Source organism: Mesorhizobium sp. URHB0026 (assembly GCF_054059755.1).
In genome coordinates this window covers 136,185-157,513 of the sequence record NZ_JBSSCN010000002.1, presented here as the reverse complement: position 1 = coordinate 157,513, position 21,329 = coordinate 136,185, and the positions used below count along the sequence as shown (strand labels likewise).

At 60.7% G+C, this 21,329-nt stretch carries 17 protein-coding genes and 3 pseudogenes; 17 read left to right on the top strand and 3 right to left on the bottom strand.

Going from position 1 to position 21,329, the window contains the following annotated elements; genetic code table 11:
- Positions 1-270: 270 nt before the first annotated feature.
- The 17 genes and pseudogenes from ACVWWD_RS29375 to ACVWWD_RS29295 all read left to right on the top strand — a co-directional run bounded on the left by ACVWWD_RS29375 (position 271) and on the right by ACVWWD_RS29295 (position 18,343).
- Complete coding sequence (locus ACVWWD_RS29375) at positions 271-1,239, top strand: manganese catalase family protein (protein WP_352565474.1); 969 nt, start codon at positions 271-273, stop codon at positions 1,237-1,239.
- A 141-nt stretch (positions 1,240-1,380) separates the two neighbouring features.
- Positions 1,381-2,351: pseudogene (locus ACVWWD_RS29370) on the top strand (chemotaxis protein CheB).
- A complete protein-coding gene (locus ACVWWD_RS29365; RefSeq protein WP_352675960.1) occupies positions 2,305-2,697 on the top strand; it encodes a hypothetical protein in 393 nt (130 codons plus the stop codon). Before ACVWWD_RS29370 ends, ACVWWD_RS29365 begins: the two are co-directional and overlap by 47 nt.
- Positions 2,698-2,706: 9 nt before the next feature.
- Positions 2,707-2,916 (top strand): hypothetical protein, encoded by a 210-nt coding sequence (locus ACVWWD_RS29360; protein ID WP_352565476.1) that lies wholly within the window; start codon positions 2,707-2,709, stop codon positions 2,914-2,916.
- Between the two features lie 9 nt (positions 2,917-2,925).
- A pseudogene (locus tag ACVWWD_RS29355) lies at positions 2,926-3,200 on the top strand (TrbG/VirB9 family P-type conjugative transfer protein); the annotation flags it as partial.
- Between the two features lie 1,112 nt (positions 3,201-4,312).
- Complete coding sequence (locus ACVWWD_RS29350; RefSeq protein ID WP_352565478.1) at positions 4,313-5,236, top strand: MBL fold metallo-hydrolase; 924 nt, start codon at positions 4,313-4,315, stop codon at positions 5,234-5,236.
- 54 nt (positions 5,237-5,290) lie between these two features.
- Entirely contained in the window at positions 5,291-5,506 is a 216-nt protein-coding gene (locus tag ACVWWD_RS29345) for a (2Fe-2S)-binding protein (RefSeq protein WP_352551394.1), read from the top strand.
- 606 nt (positions 5,507-6,112) lie between these two features.
- Positions 6,113-6,868 carry an SDR family oxidoreductase gene (locus ACVWWD_RS29340; protein WP_352551396.1) on the top strand — a complete coding sequence of 252 codons (756 nt, stop codon included), beginning with the start codon at positions 6,113-6,115 and terminating at the stop codon, positions 6,866-6,868.
- A gap of 91 nt (positions 6,869-6,959) precedes the next feature.
- The gene (locus ACVWWD_RS29335; protein WP_352551398.1) at positions 6,960-7,238 is read left to right on the top strand and encodes a hypothetical protein; all 279 of its coding nucleotides are present in this window, start codon (positions 6,960-6,962) and stop codon (positions 7,236-7,238) included.
- Between the two features lie 65 nt (positions 7,239-7,303).
- On the top strand, positions 7,304-7,714 hold the full coding sequence (locus ACVWWD_RS29330) for a cupin domain-containing protein (RefSeq protein ID WP_352565480.1): 411 nt from the start codon (positions 7,304-7,306) through the stop codon (positions 7,712-7,714).
- A 37-nt stretch (positions 7,715-7,751) separates the two neighbouring features.
- On the top strand, positions 7,752-8,186 hold the full coding sequence (locus tag ACVWWD_RS29325; RefSeq protein WP_352551402.1) for a CBS domain-containing protein: 435 nt from the start codon (positions 7,752-7,754) through the stop codon (positions 8,184-8,186).
- Between the two features lie 348 nt (positions 8,187-8,534).
- Entirely contained in the window at positions 8,535-9,815 is a 1,281-nt protein-coding gene (locus ACVWWD_RS29320; RefSeq protein WP_435053618.1) for an HlyD family efflux transporter periplasmic adaptor subunit, read from the top strand.
- 123 nt (positions 9,816-9,938) lie between these two features.
- On the top strand, positions 9,939-11,549 hold the full coding sequence (locus ACVWWD_RS29315) for an MDR family MFS transporter (protein ID WP_352675946.1): 1,611 nt from the start codon (positions 9,939-9,941) through the stop codon (positions 11,547-11,549).
- A gap of 317 nt (positions 11,550-11,866) precedes the next feature.
- A complete protein-coding gene (locus ACVWWD_RS29310; RefSeq protein WP_457103670.1) occupies positions 11,867-16,273 on the top strand; it encodes a PAS domain-containing protein in 4,407 nt (1,468 codons plus the stop codon).
- Between the two features lie 361 nt (positions 16,274-16,634).
- Positions 16,635-17,279, top strand: a complete 645-nt coding sequence (locus ACVWWD_RS29305) for a response regulator transcription factor (RefSeq protein WP_352551408.1) — start codon at positions 16,635-16,637, stop codon at positions 17,277-17,279.
- The gene (locus tag ACVWWD_RS29300; RefSeq protein WP_352551410.1) at positions 17,272-17,661 is read left to right on the top strand and encodes a response regulator; all 390 of its coding nucleotides are present in this window, start codon (positions 17,272-17,274) and stop codon (positions 17,659-17,661) included. Before ACVWWD_RS29305 ends, ACVWWD_RS29300 begins: the two co-directional genes overlap by 8 nt.
- Positions 17,651-18,343: a response regulator transcription factor gene (locus ACVWWD_RS29295; protein ID WP_352551412.1), complete on the top strand. Its 693-nt coding sequence runs from the start codon at positions 17,651-17,653 to the stop codon at positions 18,341-18,343. Before ACVWWD_RS29300 ends, ACVWWD_RS29295 begins: the two co-directional genes overlap by 11 nt.
- A 557-nt stretch (positions 18,344-18,900) precedes the next feature.
- On the opposite strand, the gene ACVWWD_RS29290 is transcribed toward ACVWWD_RS29295, so the two are convergent.
- The 3 genes and pseudogenes from ACVWWD_RS29290 to ACVWWD_RS29280 form a co-directional block, all read right to left on the bottom strand.
- A complete protein-coding gene (locus ACVWWD_RS29290) occupies positions 18,901-19,257 on the bottom strand; it encodes an SPW repeat protein (RefSeq protein ID WP_352732954.1) in 357 nt (118 codons plus the stop codon).
- 379 nt (positions 19,258-19,636) lie between these two features.
- Positions 19,637-20,800 (bottom strand): annotated as a pseudogene (locus tag ACVWWD_RS29285) (ABC transporter ATP-binding protein/permease); the annotation flags it as partial.
- Between the two features lie 227 nt (positions 20,801-21,027).
- A complete protein-coding gene (locus tag ACVWWD_RS29280) occupies positions 21,028-21,255 on the bottom strand; it encodes a DUF680 domain-containing protein (RefSeq protein WP_352675938.1) in 228 nt (75 codons plus the stop codon).
- Positions 21,256-21,329 lie beyond the last annotated feature (74 nt).

The window sequence follows — 21,329 nt, the reverse complement described above, 5'->3', positions numbered from 1 at the left end:
GCAGAGGCATTCCGCATCAGTCGCAGGCCTACGGAGACAAAAGTCCGACCGATGCCCGCCTGCTGCAACAAACCGAGGAGAGTGCTGCCACCGGGCTCATGTCGGTTCCCTTGCGCTGTATGCACACCCCATGCGCATCTTGCTGCGAGGTGCGTCCAGACACGACTTCACCCCGTACACCATGGGTCCCGTATTGGCGCGCCGCCACACAATTCGGAACAATCCTCGCAGGTGGATGTTTGGGCAAACTAACTTCCCGGAGAAATGTCCATGTTCATGCACAACAAGCGCCTGCAATACACCGTTCGCGTCTCGGAGCCGAATCCCCGCCTGGCCTGCATGATCATGGAACAGTTCGGCGGCGCCGATGGTGAGCTAGCCGCCGCGATGCGCTATTTCACGCAAGGACTTGGCGAGGACGACCTTGGCCGTCGCGACATGTTGCTCGACATCGCAACTGAAGAACTCAGCCATCTCGAAGTAGTGGGATCAATTGTCACCATGCTGAACAAGGGGCTCAAGGCACAACTTGCCGAGGGCCAAATGAAGGAAGCGGACCTTTACCTGATGATCGGCGCTAGCGGGACGACAGCCAAGGAATCAATTCTGTTCGGCGGGGCTCCCGCGCTGTGCGATTCGGCCGGCGTTCCCTGGACTGCGGCCTATGTCGACTCGCGCGGCGAACCCACGGTGGATTTGCGATCGAATATCGCCGCCGAAGCTCGCGCTAAGATCGTTTACGAACGCCTCATCAACATCACCGACGACCCCGGCATCAAGGACGCGCTCGGCTTCCTGATGACGCGCGAGATTGCCCACCAGAAGTCGTTTGAAAAAGCTCTTTACGCCATCGAAAACAACTTCCCGTCAGGCAAGCTCCCGGGGGTAGAGAAGTACGCCAGCATGTACGTTAACACCTCTCAGGGCGACGGCGATGTCACTGGCCCATGGAATTCCGGCGGAGAGTGGGATCGGATCGATGACCTTGAAGAGGTGATGCCCGTCGATGGCGGAGACGGTCTGGCAACTGTGAAGCTGGCCGCCAAAGACATGAAGGTGGTGGCCAAGATGGCCGACCGTACTCTTTCGGATCCGGCTTCCGATCCGACCACAGGCGCTGATCTAGGTGCGGGCCCAGGAGCTGGCCGCACCAAGAACGCGGATTTCGGCGGCGCGGCAAGCATTCAGGAGGCCCCGGCCGTGGCAGAGGCTGCTGTCAAACGCGCACGCAAGCGTTAGTTCAGAGCCGGCATCAGTGCGGGGCCCAATATTCGGCGATGAGTCCGGAAGCTAACTTCGACGAAGGCAGGGCATCCGACCGGCAGCAGCGGAGCGTGCGACGCAGCCGGAGACGGTCCGTGCCCACGGTTGCGAGAACCGGTGCATCGTCGCAATCGGAGCCTCGGAGGGGGTGTCGACGCGCTGAAGAGACTTGTCCGGGATATTTGGCCGGAAATTCCGGCGGCCCTGCTCATCGTACAGCACGTCGGCCCCACGAGTTACCTCGGCGACATTCTCGGTCGCGCTGCCAACATGCCCGTAGCGAATGCCGCCAGCGGCATGAAGATTGAGAACGGGCACATCTTCGTTGCACGCCCGGAGCTCACCTGCTTTTACACGGTGGCCACATTCTGCTGCGGCGCGGTCCGCGGGAGAATTTGGCGCGCCCCGCCATCGACCCCCTCTTTCGATCGGCGGCCTGCAGCTTTGGCGGCAGCGAGATCGGAGTCGTGCTCACAGGCAGCCTCTCCGACGGCACCGCCGGCCTTCGCGCCATTAAGATTTGCGGCGACGTCAGCGTCGTCCAAGACCCCGACGACGCTGCAGTCCCCGATATGCCGCTGAGCGCCTTGCAGAATGTGGAGGTCGACTATTGCGTCGCCCTGTCCGAAATGGCTGGCCTGTTGCGCAGGCTTGCTTCCGAAATGGCAGCACCGACACCAGAAATCCCACCTGTCATCCGACTCGAGGCAGCAATTGCTGCTCAGGAGCACAGCACAATGGAACAGACCGAAGGCCAGCTTGGCACCCCCTCGACATTTGTCTGCCCCGAATGTCACGGACCGCTTTGGGAGATCGAAGACGGGCCGATTACCCGTTACCGTTGTCACAACGGGCATGCGTTCGGAGCAGACGTTTTGATGCAGGCGCAAGCAGACGATGCGGAACAGGCTCTTTGCAGCCTTCTAAGAGCGCACCAGCAGCGGGCTGAGTTGGCGAAACGGACGGCAAAACGCGAAGCCGCTCGGGAAAGACACAGCTTGGCCAACCGAATGGCTGCGCGGGCCGCAGAATACGAAGCCGATGCCAAACTTATTGAACAGGTTATGCATCGCCGAACACCATGTTGAAGCAACAGCATCGCTACTCGGATGTTTGATAGAGGAAGTTGACGTCCTTGGGTCGGCTGGAAGCGTCGATCTTCGCAATGAGAACGAGGAAAAGCAGAGGATTGCACTTTCCGCCCCCTCCGTTTTCGGTTTCGTGACCTTGCCCAAGGTCGTGGCGATCATCCACTCAAAAACCGCTTCGAATGTCCGCTCAATTTCGGGAAGCTATGAGCAGATCGGCGAGCACATCCTGGCTGGGCGGGCGGATCTCGGAATCTCAAGATTGCCCCTTCCACGCCTGTTTGAGTGGGTCTCAGAACAAATGATCTCGACAGATTCAGCTCTCAACCGCCTTATCACCCGTTAACTCACCCGATTGGCGCTGGCCAGCGAAGCTATTGCGAAAACAGCGGAAGACAATTTTCGAATCGAGGTCTGGAATCGCGAGGAGCAGGCGTTGTCGGAAACCATTTCGCGCTCCCCCGATTCAACCGTGAGCCAAGCGGCTTGGCAAGCTGCTATCCGGCGCCGGGCGGGCATGTTGCTTATCCACTGCAACAGTCGGCATGTGATGGAGAAAACCTGACACCAGGCGAGGTCAAGGTCCCAGCAGGCCGAAGCGGCGCAGCCGGTCTCGACAGGCGTCGATCTTTCTCGCGTCAATATCCGCTACGAGGTGACGGGGGATCGCGCACCTTGGCGGCCGCTGCGTGCCTTCGACGATGGCAAGCAGGTGTTCGTCGAGTTCCCGCGGGGCATTCAACTATCGCGTGCGCTGCCCGGCGTGCGCGCGCTTGGCGGCAGCTATCAACCGAGATGCCGCCACTCTTCGTGGTCGGGCCAGAAGGCGACACGTCCGAGCTGGTCAACCCCTGATGCGCTATGTCGTCTGCCGGGCGCTCGAGGCCGCAGGCGTGGATGAAGATCTTCGGCGGCGTACCGGGTGCTTGGGGACATCGGGTAATTGAGTGTGACGACGATCCGCTCAAGCTACACCTAAATAGCAGGAACGGCGGGATATTATCGACCGTCTGGGCGACATTTCATTCGCCGAGGCATGTGGAAGCATGAAAGGCTTCGTAACAGACCCGTCGCGGCATGAACTTCACAACCGGCTGCGGAGGGGTTGGTCACGCCGGCCGATGAGGAACGGGCTTTTTCTTAAACGTCTTATGCACTTCCAGCAACTGGTATGTGTATGCCGGTTGCGAATGGCTGCTTCGCGCCCAATGTCAGACGCTAGAGTCACCTTCTTCTTTGCTGTAAGCAGACATTGGCCGGGGGACAGTCGACGCTTCCATGCGTCCATTTGGACAACCGCCATCGCGCGCGGTCGCCTTAGATCGAATGATGGCGAAACAGCCAAGTGTAACTTGCACCCAGCTAGGCTATGCCAGCGAAGCCGGAAAGCGCAGGGCAAGCACTTGGTGGTTGTGCGAGATCAGCACCAGGGCAGGGCCGATAGCTGCTTCGAGGCCCGCGGCTGTCCCTGCAGGGATCGTCATGCCGCCGAACCGCCAGCCGCAGGACGCGCAGCGGGCGCCCATGTCGCGAACACTGCCAGCGCCAGCGCGATCCAACTTTTGCCGGCGGCCAGTCTGATTTCTCGTTGAGCACCAGGCAGTCAGCCGCGTGCGGCCGGACGGCGAGACCGGCAGCAGGATATCTAGGAGCCGCCGATGATCACCGCTTTACGATACGAGCCGTCCGGCAATTGCTACAAGTTGCTCACAGCGGTTATTCCGTGCTCGAAGCGGTCGCTTTCGACGTCTGCGGGAGATCATCCGCCCCTGCAACGGTCTGTCATGGACCTTCGCATTGCCTGACCGATACTTCCGTTTGATGGTCGCGCATGCCGCGGTGGCGCAATCTCGTGTGCAGACGCCGTGTGGCCATCCATGATGGCAAATGCCAATCCACAGTGGGCGGGCGGCGGATACGGCCGATATGGCCGAGGCAAAGGCGATCAACAGGAGACAAACATGAACACAAACATGAACCTGAACGATATTTCCGCTCGACCGCGGCCCGACGAGCTGGTTCCGTCGCGCTATGCACTCAAGATCGGCAAGATCGACGTGTTGGTTGTCAGCGATGGGATCCTACCAATCCCGGCCCCGACTATCGCCTACAACATCGATCCGGCCGTCCGGACCGCCTGGCTGGAGGACGAGTTCCTCTCGCCGGAGACGCTCGAGTGGCCGCTGAACGTGGCTGTGGTGCGCAGCGGCGAACAAACCATACTCGTCGACGCTGGCCTGGGAGCGGACCCGGCCTTGCACTTACCGCGGGCCGGGCAGCTGATCCATCGACTGGAGGCCGCTGGCATCGATCTAGCATCCGTGACTGACGTGGTGCTGACCCACATGCACATGGACCACATTGGCGGGCTACTCATCGACGGCGTGAAGGATCGGCTGAATCCTGACCTGCGGATTCACGTGGCAGCCGCTGAGATCAAGTTCTGGGAGTCGCCCGATTTCTCCCGTGTTTCCATGCCCCAGGGGTTTCCGGACGCGCTTCGGCGGGCAGCCAAGCGGTTCGTGAATGAGTACCGCAGCCAGCTGCGCCCGTTCGAAGACGAACACGAGGTGGCGCCGGGGGTGGTCGTCCGTCGCACCGGCGGCCACACGCCCGGGCACAGCGTTGTCCGCTTGGCGTCAGGCGGCGACCGGCTGACGTTCGCCGGGGACCTGGTGTTCCAGGTCGGATTCGACCATCCCGACTGGCACAACGGCTTCGAACACGACCCCGAGGAGGCGGCCCGCGTCCGCGTCAGGCTTATGCGGGAACTCGCGGCGAACCGCGAGCCGCTGGTGGCCACTCACCTGCCGTTCCCGTCAGTCTGCCATGTGGCGGTCGACGGCGACGCCTTTCGTTGCGTACCGGCGGTCTGGGATTACTGACCGCTCGCCGGGTGAAGACCAACTTAACTAATCTCCGTCGAGAGCCATCGCGCCATGATCATCTGTTCATGCAATGTGTTGAGCGATCAGGATGTCCGCTCCGCCGTCGAGGCGGAGCGGACGCGCTCGATCAGTCAGGTCTATGGCTGTCTCGGCTGCGGTCCCAAATGCGGCCGCTGCGCGCTCACCATCCGCCGCCTCATGGACGAGGCGCTCGGCGGAGCGTGTGCGGCATCCTGCAACGGCTGCGCGCGGTCCTCCCAATCCTGACTCGGCCGCTGCCGACCGGCCTTCTGGGAGAAGGCGAGCGCTTGTTAGGTCAAGGGTCGAACCGCAGCGACCACATGAGTTTGAACAACTGCTCGGTCGCCAAGCAGTCGCGGTTTGACGAAGGGGGGCGCGGGCGCTGTTGCGCTGCAAAATGCCCCCCGGGGGCTCGTTTCGATAGAGCGTTACCGCTTCCCCAAACTCTTCGATTCCCTGTGATATTTCTATGGGCGTGTCGATTTCGCTGCCGCAAAGAGCAGTGGGGTACGGGAAAGTCTGACCCGAAAACGACGTGGGTTTCCTCGACGCGAACGGCAACGTTGCGCGGCGCGTCTCGGTCGAAGAGTTCGATTTTGCTGTTGGCCGAAAGCCCTCCTGTCCGCCGACCTCACGCTGCTGTTGGCTAGCAGATGAGACGCTGTCTCCTCGCTGACTAGCGTCCCCAAACTACAGAAGCATCTATCCTAGACCTTTGCATCGCATGACAGATGCTTCCGTTTGATGGTCTGGACCTGCGCCCTGATGCATTGTCCGAACGACGAGAGCTGATGCGCCAGCGGTTGTCCCGGTCAGGCAAATCAACACTGAAACACGAACGAGGAGGTCGTCATGAAAATCGTGATTATTGGTGGCACCGGGCTGATCGGCTCGAAGACAGTCGAGAGGCTGCGTAACAAGGGCCATGAAGTCTTCGCTGCGTCACCGAACGGCGGCGTCAACACCATAACCGGCGAAGGCCTCGCGGAAGTGCTCGCCGGAGCGCAGACCGTCATCGACCTGGCGAATTCACCCTCCTTCGAGGACAAGGCTGTTCTGGAGTTCTTCGAGACCTCCGGCCGGAACCTGCTCGCAGCAGAAAAAGTGGCGGGCGTGAAGCACCACATCGCACTTTCGATCGTGGGGGCCGAGCGTCTGCCCGACAGCGGTTATATGCGCGCCAAGACGGCCCAGGAAAAGCTCATCCGGAGCTCCGGCATCCCCTACACTATCGTCCACTCGACGCAGTTTTTCGAGTTTCTTGGCGGCATCGCGCAGTCAGGAACGGTCGGTGACATCACCACAGTCCCGAGTGCCTATTTTCAGCCAATCGCGTCTAACGACGTCGCGGACATCATGACCGATGTTGCGCTCTCGCCGCCGCTCAACGGGGTGATCGAAATCGCAGGCCCGGAGCCGATCCGCATGAGCGAGCTGGTCGCGCGGTTTTTGAAGGCTACGAACGATCCGCGCAAAGTTACCGCGGATCCCCATGCGCGATATTTTGGCACGCTGCTGGACGACCGCTCGCTCGTGCCAAGCGACCATCCGCGCATCGGCACAACGCGCTTCGAAGACTGGTTCAGCCACGCCTCGCTCCACGGCTGATGTGCCCCCGCGCGCCCCAAGATCAAGGGGAATGAAGCAACCCTGAAGCTCAACCTCCTTCGGATCGGAGTTATGAGACCGGCACTAACAAATGCAGGAAAATGATGAAATGGCTTACCATATAAGAGAAAAAATTGCCGGCAATGATGACCCTAGATTCTACGTCTACAACGGCGAGAAATACATCGCCGGCCCGTGGCTCGAAGGTTGGCAGGCTAGGAACTACATGGAGACACTGACCGATGGCCGCTATATGGCAAAAGCGGACAGAACGGCGGTTTTGCGGGGCCGCAGAAGCAACGGCGAACTTGTACTGCGCGATCAGCGCGATCATCAACCCCGACTGCTCGCGCCGCGTCCCCTCGGCTAGAGCACGATCGCCGGCCGCCCCTCCCATCGGCCGGCGATCCCCCATCACAACCAGGAGCCAAGACAATGATCAGGACTACACTCTTCATCGCTGCTGTCGCAGCCATCTCCGCAACCGGCGCTCTGGCCGACGATTCGCACGGCCCCAAGGCCACGCTGGTCTACGATCAGCCGCTACCCAACGTTCCGGGCAAGAGCATCAAGGGCGTGCTTGTCGAATATGAGCCCGGCGGCAGTTCGCAGGCGCACACTCACGCAAAATCGGCATTCATCTATGCCACGGTCCTCGAAGGAGCAATCAACACTCAGGTCAATCACGGTCCGATAAAAACTTATCGGGCCGGCGAGAACTTTTCTGAGTTTCCGGGTGATCATCACACCTTCGAGGAGAATGCCAGCAAGACCGAACGCGCGCGCATGCTTGCCGTATTCGTTGTCGACACGAACGACACCAACCTGACGACACCCGAAAAATGAGCTCGACAGAAGGGCAGGCGAGCTCTCGGAGGATTTGATGCAAATCGAACAACTCAAAGCGATGACGAAGGCTCGCCTGATGGTGCTCGACGCCAATGCAGCGGTGCAAGTCGCGGCTCTTTCGCTTTCGAAGCCCGGTATTGGCCTTGTCGTCGTGTGTGACGACAATGGAGCGGCGGCAGGCGTGCTAAGCAAATCCGACCTCATCCGCCACCTCACCGGCCCACGGTCGCCGGCGCCGGCCTCCGCCCTCATGACCAGCCCAATCGTGTCATGCGGTCCGCAGGATGATCTCCACATCGTCTACCAGACCATGGTTTCGCGAAGTCTGCAAAACCTCCCCGTCCTCGACGGCGGCGCAAAGCCTGTCGGCATATTGGACATACGCGATGCGATGAGAGCTCTTTTTAGTGAAGAAGAGGTGCAGGAGCAAATGCTCTTCAACTACGTGACGGGTGTTGGATATCGCTAGCTAAAGCTCTGTAACAGCTACAAAGCTTTGATGGGAGGAAAGTAATGCGCAGTCTCGCTGGAATGCCGTCGCACCAGGTTACCTGGCTGCTCCAACCGTCATTGTCCGCACCGTCGTTACGATGCCGGAATTCATTCAGCTGCCGTCTGCAGGTCGCGATTTCATTTCACCGCTTTACGGGCCCGAGTTCCTCTACATCAGGCACGCTGCACCGGCCTGCGCCTCGCGCAACAGTGTTCGAATCGAGGCAGGCTGAGGGGCGATCGTAAGGGAAAGGAAGCTATCGGGGATATCGCCGCTCCAACAGCAGTCCTCGTGGAAAGCGCCATGAACGCCAGGACGAACGAGATGTCTGAAATGCCCGCAACCACGAACTTCGGCAAGGCAACCGAGGCGGCCGTGCCGCAGGAGCAGCCGGCGGCCTTCGTCGAGCAACCGGCGCAGCCGTTGGCGGAACACCCAGGCCCATTACCGGTTCGCATGACGGGTGGTCCCGATGTCATCGTTGCGCCAGCGCCCAGGAGACGCTTGAAGCGCGTGGCTCTCGCGACCGCACTTCTGACCAGCATCGCTGCGGCCGGTTATTGGGGGCACGGCTATTGGACTACGGGCCAGTATCTTGAGTCGACCGACGACGCTTATTTGAAGGCCGACTACACGACTGTGGCGCCGAAGATTTCGGGCTACATCGCCGCCGTGCTGGTCCATGACAACCAGGCGGTCGAGGCAGGGCAGGTTCTCGCCCGAATAGACGACCGCGACTTTCGTGCCGCACTTGCCCAGGCGGATGCCGAGGTCAAGGCCGCCGAGGCAGCCGTCCGTAACCTTGACGCACAGACTGCGCTCCAGCATTCGCTGATCGAGCAAGCAAAGGCGACGGTCGCCGCAACGCGGGCCTCGCTGACGTTCGCCAGCGCCGACGCCGATCGATATACGACCCTGGCAAGGAGCGGCACCGGTACCGCCCAGAAGGCCGAAGCAAGCCGCGCCCAAGCCGACCAGCTCGTCGCCGGCCTGCAGCGCGACGAGGCGTCGGTGGCTGCCGCGCAGGCCAAGATCAACGTGCTTGCAACCGAGCGCGACAGTGCGATGGCCCAAAAGGACCGCGCCGAGGCAGCCGCCGAGCAGGCGCGGCTGAACCTTTCCTACGCTACGATCACGGCACCGGTCGACGGCACGGTCGGCGCACGCACGCTTAGGGTCGGACAGTATGTGGGATCAGGCACGCAACTGATGGCTGTTGTGCCGATGGATGCCATCTACGTCGTCGCCAACTTCAAAGAGACGCAGCTCGCCCACGTGCGCGATGGTCAGCCGGTGCGCGTCATCCTCGACGGCTTGCCGGGCGTCGAACTGAGTGGTCACGTCGACAGCCTGTCGCCGGCGAGCGGCCTGGAATTCGCACTGCTGCCGCCCGACAACGCAACAGGCAACTTCACCAAGATCGTGCAGCGCATCCCGGTGAGGATCGCTATCGACGGTCACGAGTTCGCCGGGCTGCTCAGGCCTGGCATGTCTGTCGAGCCGACCATCGACACCAAGGCGACCGTGCTGGCCGAAGCAGACAAATTCGCCCTGGCCGACAAATTCGCCGTGAACGCGGAGATTGCCGTGGACGGCACCCGGTAGGAAAGCGCGGGCGTCAAATCGCCCCCCAGTCCGGCGGCGCGGACCGAGAGCGTTCCGCCGTTTTGCGCGAGATCGACACGTTCGGTCAGGCCCATTCCTCCACGCGCTCCAGGAGCCGCAACTATGACCACCATCGTCTCCTCGCTCCCAACTTCGGCCCGCGCCCAGAGCGCATCCGGGGCAGTTGGTGCCGCCAATTCGGCCCGGGTCTGGGTGGCGGTGGTCGGCTCTTCCCTCGGCGCATTCATGGCCGTGCTCAACATTCAGATCGTCAACGCTTCGCTTGCCGACATCCAGGGGGCGATTGGGGCCGGCATCGACGACGGCGGCTGGATCTCGACGTCCTACCTCATTGCCGAGATTGTGGTGATCCCGTTAACCGGCTGGCTGTCCCAGGTCTTCTCGCTGCGCACCTATCTGATCACCAATGCGGTGCTGTTCCTCTTCTTCTCGGTCGGCTGCGCCTTCGCCACCAACCTGGGTCAGATGATCGTTCTAAGAGCGATCCAGGGTTTCACCGGCGGCGTGCTCATCCCGCTCGCCTTCACCATTGTCATCACACTACTTCCGAAAGCCAAGCAGCCGATCGGCCTGGCGCTGTTCGCACTGTCGGCCACGTTCGCCCCGGCGATAGGGCCGACCATCGGCGGCTATCTCACCGAGAACTGGGGCTGGCAGTACATCTTCTACGTCAACCTGGTGCCCGGCGGGCTGATGGTCGGCATGCTGTGGCTCTCGCTCGACCGCCAGCCGATGCAACTTGGCCTGCTCGGCAAGGGCGACTGGTCGGGTATCGTCACCATGGCCCTCGGCCTTGCGGCGCTGCAGACCGTGCTCGAGGAAGGCAACAAAGACGACTGGTTCGGCTCGCCGTTTATCGCGCGGCTAGCGATCGTCGCAGCCGTGTCGCTGCCGCTGTTCGTCTGGATCGAACTCACCTCGAGCCATCCGCTGCTGAATCTTAGGCTGCTGGTCCGCCGCAACTTCGGCTTCGGCGTCCTGGCCAACTTCCTGCTTGGCACCGCGCTCTACGGCTCGGTCTTCATCGTACCGGTCTATCTCGCCCGCATTCAGGGCTACAATTCCGAGCAGATCGGCATGGTGCTTGCCTGGACCGGCCTGCCACAGCTCGTGTTGATCCCGCTGGTGCCTGGTCTCATGCAGCGCTTCGACGTGCGTCTCGTCATCGCGATCGGCTTTGCCCTGTTTGCGGCATCCAACTTCATGAATGTCTACATGACCGGAGGATACGCCGGCGACCAGCTGTTCTGGCCGAACATCGTGCGCGCCTTCGGCCAGGCTCTCATATTGGCACCACTCTCGGCGATCGCCGCGTCAGGCATAGAAACGGAGAATGCCGGCTCGGCCTCGGCCCTGTTCAACATGACGCGAAACCTCGGTGGCGCCGTCGGCATCGCGCTGCTACAGACTTTCCTCACCAAGCGCGAGCAGTACCATTCGAACGTGCTGGTACAGTCGGTGTCGCTGTTCGAGGAGGCAACTCGCGCCCGCATCGAGCGGATGACCGGCTACTTCCTTTCGCAGGGCGTCAGCGACCAAGCGCTCGCCGCACACAAAGCAATTGTCGCGATCGCGCTGAGGGTCCGCCAGGAGGCCTACATCATGGCCTTCAATGACACCTTCTTCCTGCTGGGGGTTACCTTGACAATCGCGTTCGCGGCCGTCCTGCTGCTGAAGAAGCCTGGCCACATCACAGCCGGCGGCGGCCACTGAACCACTCTGACCGATGAGACCAGGCCGCCGAGCGGACAGGAAAGTGTCCGTTCACATCTTGGGGCAATTCTGCGATTGTCGCGATAAGAGTATGGAATTCGCCCTCCTGCCAGCAGGAAGCGATTGACGCCACCAAACAGCAATCGCTGGTTCGTGCCGCGGGACCAGTGGCGCGCAATACATGGATTTCCATAGGATGCGGTTTGGGCATGGCGGCACTACGCTGCGGTGTGAATTCGCCAGCCCAGATATTGAGGACGGGTGCTACGCCAAGCGCTGACGGTCCTCACGCCGTCTTTGTCAGGCAGGAGAAGCCGATGATGCGCGTCTGGTTGCACCGCCCCCCCATCTTGTATCTGGGGCTTTTTTTTGCGGCTTATGTCTTGGGCTGCGGATTCGCCCAGTCGCTCGCAATCGTACCAGGCACAGGTATTTCCATTTGGCCTCCAAGCGGGCTTTTCATCGCTACGCTTGTCCTCACCTCCTTATACAGCTGGCCGTGGTGGGTGCTGGTGGGCTGTCTGGCTGAACTGTTCAGCAATTTCTTGTGGTTCCACAGTCCGTTGCCTGCAGCCTTCCTGATGTATACCGGTAACGCTCTCGAAGCGGTCACCGGCGCATGGCTCGTGAACCGGACTTGCAACCGGCCGGTTCGGCTTGAAACCCTGCGGGAAGTTCTCGCATTTGTTGCACTGGCCGCGGGAATTGCGCCAACCGTAAGCGCCACAGTAGGAAGTGCGACACTTCAGTGGTTTGGCATGCAATCGCAAACCTTCGCGGCAGCTTGGCCTCTGTGGTGGATCGGAGACGCCACTGGGGTCCTGATCGTAGCGCCACTGGCGCTGGTCGTGTTGCAGAACTGGCGTAGCAACGCGCAGCTCTCGGCAGCGCGATGGCTCGAAGCTTGCGTACTGGGGCTGATCTTTCTTGGGGTCGCCGCCCTTTCCTTGAGCGGTTATCTACCGTTTAGCTATATCATCATGCCGCCTCTTCTTTGGGCCGCTGTGCGCTTTGAGTTCAAAGGCGCGGCCGTCACCTTGACCCTGCTTGCCCTGATCACGGCGGTATTCACAGTATCCGGCGCCAGCCAGTTTGCCGGCGATCCCGGAGCGCAGAAGCATAACCAGATCATGCTGCAGCTGTTTCTGGCGATCTCGGCATTTTCGGCACTCATCGTGGCCGCCATATCCCGGCAGCATCAGCTGGCGATGCTCACATTGCGCGAAAGCCTGCAGGCGTTGAGTAACCGGGAACGGGAGCTCTCGTTGATCGTTGAAATGGTCCCGGCTCACATCGCCCGTATGGCCCCTGATGGCGAGCCGACGTTCTTCAGCAAGCGCACGGCAGACTATATCGGCCTGGAAGAGGTCGGGGCCTGGGATAAGCCGGGCATGAGCCGTCTGGCGACCATGATTGGGGCTGCGGTCCACCCCGATGATGGACCCGTGATGAGAGAAGTGCTCAGCCACGCCCTAGCCACCGGCGAACCCTATTCCATAAGGTTTCGTCTGCGTCGCACTGACGGCGCGTACCGCTGGAGAGAAGGCCGTGCGGAGCCGCTACGGGACCAAACTGGAACGATCGTTCAGTGGTACGCGGCTACAGTCGACATAGACGATCAGGTCAAGGCCGAAGAGGCGCTGCGGCGAAGTGAGCAGCAGCTTCAGGAGATGATCGACGCCGTGCCGGTCCGTATCTGGAGCGCAACGCCCGAGGGCGGGATCGTCTACTTCAACAAACGATACCAGGACCATTTCCGCTCCGTAGTCCCCGACTTCGAAACTATCGATAAGGCGCGTATCGAGAATTTGCTGCAAGAGCTGGTTCATCCAGAAGATGCCCCGGAGGTCGAGCGCACGTTGCGGAGCTGTTTCGAAACCGGGGGCCCGTCCGCCATGCGGTTTCGTTGGCGCGAGAAAGACGGCGCCTATCGGTGGGCGGAATGCAGGGTAGGGCCTCGGCGCGATCAAGATGGAACGATAGCGCAATGGTACGGAGTTTCTCTCGACATCGATGATGAGGTGCGCGCGCAAGAGGCGCTACGCGATCGGGAGCGCGAACTCTCGCAGCTCGTGGATATGGTCCCGGTCCAAATAAGGCGTATGAAACCCGACGGCGAGCCGACCTTCTTCAACAAGCGCTTGCTAGACTTTTTCGGTCTGGACGACATAGCGGTTTTGGACAAGCCGGGCATTAGCCGGCTGTCCGCAATCATACAGACCCTCGTCCATCCCGATGATGCAGCCAGCCTGTTGGAGACCGCCCGCCACTCCTTCGCCACCGGTGAGCCCTTCTCCGTGAAATATCGTATGCGCCGTGCGGACGGTGCATATCGGTGGGTTGATGGCCGCGGGGAACCGCTGCGAGATCAAAGCGGAGCGATTGTGCAATGGTACGTAATTTCCCTCGACATTGATGATGAGATGCGTGCGCAGGAGGCATTGCGCGATAACGAGCGTGAGCTTTCGCAGCTTGTGGACATGGTCCCGAGCCACGTTTGGCGATTGAGGCCCGACGGCGAGCCGGTATTTTTCAACAAACAGATGGTTGATTTCCTCGGGCTGAAAGTTGCGGACACGGACAGGCCGGGCGTGAGCCGGCTACAGGCCCTTATCGAGACCGTTCACGCGGACGACGCGCCACGGTTCAAAGAGACCATTCATCATAGCCTTGCCACAGGCGAAAGCTTTGCCATGCAGTATCGGCTGCGCCGCGCCGACGGAATTTACCGGTGGATGTCTGGCCGAGCCGAGCCGATGCGGGACGACAGCGGACGTATTGTCCAGTGGTTCGGCCTCGGTCACGACATAGACGGTCAGATGCGCCTTTACAGCGCCATTGAGGAACGAGAAGCCAAGATCCGGCGGCTGATCGACTCAGATATCATCGGGATCGTTATCTGGGACCTAGACGGTCGGCTTATCGACGCCAACAACGCGTTTCTCGGCATGCTCCAGTATGACCGCGAGGATTTGGAGGCCGGGCTTCGATGGTTCGATATGACGCCTCCGGAATGGCAAGACGTGCACGCTCGCTACGAGGCTGAAGAGCTCAAGGCGACGGGCAAGATGCAAGCCCGCGAGAAGGAGTTTTTCAGAAAGGATGGTAGCCGGGTGACCGTACTGATCGGGGCTGCCTGCTTCGAAGGGCAGTCTACGCAAGGCGTCGCCTATATTCTCGATTTGACCGAACGCAAGAGTGCGGAAGCGGCATTGCGCGACCGGGAGCATGAGCTTGCCCGGCTCGTGGACACGGTGCCAGTGCAGCTATGGTCCGTCGCGCCCGGCGGCGACCTGGCATATATCAACAAGACCATGACGGACTACATTGGCCTGAAGCTGGAAGATTTCGACGCAGCGGGAGGATTGCCCAGTGCAATTCAGACCATCGTCCATCCGGATGACCGGGCCGGCTTACTGCAGGGCCTGACCCAGTCGTTCGAAAGCGGCGAACGGTTCGAGCTTAAATTTCGCAACCGTCGGTGGGATGGTGCATACCGCTGGACAGAAGGTCATGCGGATCCACTGCGCGATGAGAGTGGTCGAATCATCCGGTGGTACGGCGCCAACGTCGATATCCACGATCATGTGATCTCCCAAGAGGCGCTGCTCGAGAGGGAGCGCTTCCTCTGGCAGCTCGTCGAAACGCTTCCGGCGATGATCGATTGCGCCGCGCCGGATGGCGAGCCGGTTTATCGCAGCCAGCAGCTTCGCGAATTCCTCGGATATCAGCTTGAAACATTGGACGGGACGGGAAAGTCGCGTTTGACTGGCACGCTCGACGCCGGTGTTCATCCCGACGACGTCGAGGGGGTCAAACAAAAATACGCCCATTCGCTCTCCACGGGGGAGCCTTATGCGCGACGGCATCGTCTGCGGCGTTTCGACGGCGAATATCGCTGGGTCGAGACGCGCGCCGCGCCGATGCGCAACGTCGAAGGTGCCATTGTGCAGTGGAACGTGATCTGCCTGGACATCGATGGTGAGGTTCGGGCGCAGGAACAACTGCGTCTGGCCCAGGAGAATCTCGCGCGTCAAAGCCAGGCAGCCAGTCTAGCCGAGCTCTCTGCGTCGATCGCGCACGAGGTCAACCAGCCCTTGGCGGCGGTCGTGGCGAATTCGCACGCTTGCCAGCGCTGGCTCACGGCTGAACCGCCAAATCTCGAGCGCGCGCAAAAAATCTTGCAGCGCGTCATTCGCGATGCCAACTCGGCGGCGGATGTCGTCAGTCATATCCGCGCCTTATTCAGGCAATCCGTGGGAACGGGGTCCACCACGACACTCTCAGGCGTTATTGCCGAAGCGCGCGACCTCATGGCCGAGGAGGCGGCGCGGCGTCGCGTTAATATGAGCATTGATGTTGAAAGCAATCTTCCGCCTGTTGCGCTCGGGCGCATCGAGATCCAACAGGTCCTGGTCAATCTCATCCGCAACGGCATGGATGCGATGGACTCTGTCCCAGGCGACAGAGTCCTTGGGATTCGCGTTCACCGAACCGGCGATGTGGTCCAGACGGAGATCAGCGACCGTGGGCGAGGCGTCGAGTTTCCGGAGAGAATATTCGAGCCGTTCTTTACGACGAAAGAGCAGGGGATGGGCATGGGTTTGGCGATTTGCCGTTCGATCGTTGAATCCCATGGCGGACGATTGTGGGCGGAGGCGAACGAACCGCGAGGGGCGAAGTTCATCTTCACATTGCCGGCTGAAACGAAAACGCCGTCATGACGCCAATGACTCTCGCGGTTCCGTCTTGAATGATCATAGACGTATACGGGAGCCGCTCAGCGTCACGCAGTATGCGAGCCCTCGCGGTCTCAATGCACGCTTTTTGCGGTCACTTGAGCCAACTGCGCTTGCAACCCATTAGGCCGCTCCTTCGCGCTCCGGTGCGAAGCCTCCCCCGCTCAACGCATCGGCCTTAAAAGGACACTACTGCCAAATCGCGATACAATGCATGGATTTCCATAAGGTGTAGTCGGGACGTGGTGGGACTAGGTTACTGCGGTGAGTCCATCAGTCCAGATTCAATTGCTGAGAGCAAGTGCTGTACGAAGCGCCAACAATCCCCTGAAGGGAGGTCTGCGCCGTGACTGATCATATCGTCTTCGTGGTAGATGACGACGAGCGCGTTCGGGAGGCTCTGAGCGAGTTGCTCGCTTCACACGGACTGCGTGCCCTCGCGTTTGGATCGGCTGGGGACTATGTCAGCGCGGACAAGCCAGACCTTCCAGCCTGCCTAATCCTCGATGTCGAGTTGCCGGATATCAGCGGGCTCGATTTGCAGAAGCAGATCGCGGGAAGGGATCATCCACCGATCGTCTTCATAACAGGGCATGGCGACATCCCGTCATCCGTCCGGGCTATCAAGGATGGCGCGGTAGATTTCCTGACCAAGCCTTTCAGCGATTCTGATCTCATGGCCGCAATTCGCGTGGCGATCGCCCGCGACCGAGAAATCAGATCGGAGCGCGCTGAACTTGGCGTGTTGAAGCAGCGCTATCAGGAACTCACACCACGCGAGCGTGAGGTGCTGCCGCTTGTGGTGAGTGGCCTGCTCAACAAGCAGGCCGCCGCCGAGCTTGGGATCAGCGAGGTCACTTTGCAAATCCACAGAAGGAACGTCATGCAGAAGATGATGGCAGCGTCCCTTGCCGATCTCGTGCGTATCGCCGAGCGACTGGAAATACCGATAACCCACTCGCGCCGGGCGGGAGGGAGTGAGCGTGAGTAAGCATAAACCTATTGTGGCGGTGGTCGACGACGATCCAAGACTTCTCGAGTCAATGGAGGAGCTCCTCGAATCCGCTGGCTATGTGGCCCGCAGCTTCTCGTCGGCGCAACAACTGTTGATCTGCGGGCTAACGGGGCTCGATGTGCTAATCACCGACATCGGAATGCCTGGCATGGATGGCTTTGAACTTCGTGACCTGGTGAACAGGGCACGCCCGGAGCTGCCGGTCTTCCTGATCACAGGTCGTCACGAGATAGTCGATCAGAACCGAGCGAAGGGGATGAGCGGGTTCTTCCGGAAGCCCTTCGATGCCCAAGCCCTACTTGCGGCCATCGGCGAGACTTTGCGCAACCATGACACGGAGGAAGGACATGAGAGTTGACCAGCCGCTCTTACGGAGATCGGCGCCGTTGTCGCAGCAACGGAGGGGTGAAGCGGACCCGGCGCTCGTCATTATTGTCGATGACGATACGTCCGTTCGGGAGGCCCTGTCGGAATTGATCCTGTCGGCGGGTTTCCAGCCAGTCTCCTTTGCCTCGACCCGCGAATTGCTTGACGCCGATGTGTTGGACAGTCCAGGCTGCCTCATCGTCGACGTGCGCATGCCAGGAGCGAGCGGTCTCGATCTGCAGCGTCATCTGGCTCAAAACGGCAATCCCAAGCCATTGATCTTCCTGACCGGTCATGGCGACATTCCGATGACTGTCCAAGCTATGAAGGCCGGCGCGGTGGATTTTCTCACCAAGCCGGTGCGGGACCAAACGCTGCTTGACGCGGTGATTGCGGGCGTTGCGACGGATGCCGCACGGCGGGCGGAAGCAGCGGTCGTCAAGCGCAATGTAGAACATCTTGAGACGCTGACGCCACGCGAGCGCGAGGTTCTGCACGAAGTGGCGCGCGGCCGCATTAACAAGCAGATCGCCTTCGACCTCGGCATCAGTGAAGTGACGGTAAAGCTGCATCGTGGCAATGTCATGCGCAAGATGGAGGCAGCCTCCATTGGCGAGTTGATCCGGGCATGGGAAACGCTGCCCGCGCCGATGCGCCAAGCAGGCGCGACTTAGACTCTGGCATAGGCCGATCGATGTCTCGGTCCCGTGGAATTGCCTCGCGCCGCGGGCCATTCTTCGTGAAAAAGCTGCGGCCACCGCCAGTTCATCGGCTGCAGCGATGTGACGGCTCTCGACCTTCGCCAATCCGCAAATTTCAGAAGCAGCATAACATGCGCAGAGCATGGGATCCGCTCCAGAGTAAAGGAAAGTGTGAGCGGTTTGCGGTCCAGGAATTGCGAAGAAACATAGTAATAAGCGGTTCGCCATTTCCGTGAAACGGTGAAACGTCCTAGTGGCCCAACGCCATGGGCTGAGAACGAGCAATAGACTTCGCTCCTGCATGCCTGTCGCGACCGCAATTCCCTCGATCATCGGGTGGCACGTCCTGCTGCTGGCCACTGCCGTAGGATTGGCCGCGTTCATCGCGATGCTGGAAGGTCGGAAACGCGTTCGCCGTACCGGGGACCTTCGCCGGAGCGGAGCCAGCAACGGTGGAGGCGCCGAGGCACAGGAGTTAGCCAATAACTTCCTGCTGTAGACTGCACCGCGACGCCCTCCGGTAATCGATGTTAATTGTTGCTCGAAGACGCCTGCGCCCTGCGACTTGCTAAAAGCTGCAAGGCAGCGAATGTCGCTACGCAAAGCCCGACCACGACATGCGTCCACATCGGTCCCTGCGCCGATCCGAAGCCGAGCAGAAAGGGAGCTACCACCGCCCAGCACCCCAAGGTGAGGTTGGACCATTCCGCCCAATCCCCATAGCTATACAGAGCCATGGCAGAGCTACACACAATCAGCGCACCCACGACCCCGGCGTTCCAAGCCGCAACAGGCATCCCGACGAACATGATTGCAGCGCAGGCCAAGCCTACGCCGAGAATAAGGTTGGTCCATTCCAACCCCTTGCTTGGCACGTCATTTCTCATCTTCATCTCCTTTTTCAGCCGTACCACGGAGGTGGCCGGTACGCGGAGAATGGGGCAGTCCGGTGCACCAGGCTATTCTACGCAGGCACCTGTCCGCCGATGCCAAAGTCTAGGGCGGCCAGGCGCGGTGATTGTAGAAGATATCGGAGGGGTCGGGTCACAGCCCGTCAGTGCATGGCAATGCTGGGTCTACGTGCCATGTGGCAGTCCGCCGCTCCGAGGAGCAAAGACGTTTTCCGGCCGACAGAGTTCAGCAGTTCGCCAGATCGTTTAATTGGCGGCTGTCTATAGCTTTCGAACCGTAGTGCATGGGCGGAGCGGTGGATGAACCCTTCGCGGGCACCGAAGACGGCGCCGCCCTCTATTCGCGATAGCCGCCCTTGAGCTTCTCGAAGATCAGGCTGCCATCGGCAATGTCGCCGAACTCGATGCTCTTTTTCTTGTCGTGCAACACATCGGTTTCGTCGAGCGCGATGCGGAAGTCGGCAACGCGCATAAGCGTCGTGCGCCAGTCGGCAATGCCGCCGATGTTGTTGACGAACCAGCGCAGCGACGAATGCACCTGGTTGAAGGCGCCGACCGCCATCATCAGCCCGCCAAAGCCGATGTGCCCAGAGAAATAGACGGGAGCTGCGATAAGGGTCGGGGCAACGACGGTGATCCAGCCGTAGGTGTTGGTCAGCCAGGATAGGTTGATCTGGGCGGTGTAGATGCGCCGCATGGCTCCCAGCACCGCGTATAGGTCCATTTCGAGCCGCCTCTTGGCATCGGCTTCGCCATGGTGGAGCGCAATGGCATCGACATTCTCGTTGACGCGCACCATGGAGGAGCGCAGTTCCGCCTCGCGTGCGTAGCGGTCACTGTCGAGGTTGTTGAGCGGCCGCCCAACCAGCCAGCTCAGCCACGAGCAATGCCGGCATAGAGGAACGCAGCCCAGACCATGTAGCCCGGTATCGCCAGCGACCAGCCGTTGATGTGGAAGACGAAGCCCGACGACAATTGCCACAGCACGCCGACGAAGGACACCAGCAGGATGAATGATTGCAGCAGGCCGACGCCGAGGTCCGTCGACAGATCGGACAGATGCGCGGCATCCTGCTGCATGCGCTGGTCGGGATTGACGCCGATGGCGCCGGCATTGGCCAGCCGGAAAGCCCGCGCCGACTGGTCGATCAGGTCGAGCGCCAGCGCTTCGCGCAGCTTCAGCCGAATCATCTGGTTGAGCCAGGTCTGGCCGATATTGAGCACCAGCAGCCCACCGGCGATCATGGCAAAGATCATCAACTGATGCAGGAAGGCCGCCATGTCGCGGCGCGCCAGCGCATCGTAAAAGGGCTGGTTCCAGCGGTTGAGCAGAACTTGGCCGATCGACGTCGCGACGATGACGGCCATGATGCCAACCGACGTCCACACCAGCCACTTGCGCACCCGGCGACCCGACCAACGCCCGTTTGATTGTCAACACCTGATCGCGCAGGCTGCTGGCTTCGACCGAGACGGCGGCCTTCTTGACATCGGATTTGTCATCCGCTTGGTCAGCCATACATGATCCATGCTTGAGAGGCGTGTCGCATCGACGCCAGAACCGTGCCGCCAACTTCGGCATTGCGGGCGAGAACCCCAGCCGCCCGGCCGTCAGTTTCTTCGCGGACAAGCACGCCGGCATCTCGATTTGGCGGTGCGTCGCGATTACCGTGCTGACCTTCGCTGGTCGAGACGGCGGAAGGACCGAGGTCTCTCGCCTCGGTCTTCGAATTTCTGCCGTCAGGGTTAGTGGCCCCAGATGCCCTGGCCATATTCTTCGTTGGGAACAATCGGCCTGCGCACGGTGTGCGGTACGCCTGCATTGTTGTCTGCTTTTTTGGTCGATCCGGTATGCACCGTGTCGGTGGTGGTCGCGGGAAATTGTGGATCGACCTGGGACCCATAGTGGTCCCTTCCGGCGATTGCGCCTCTCGCTGAAACGAGGAGAGCGGCGGTAGCAAGGATCATTTTCATCTTGGTGACTCCGTGTTGATTTTGATGGCACTCACCGAAGCAAAGATACAGGTGGATTGCCCGCCATACGATCA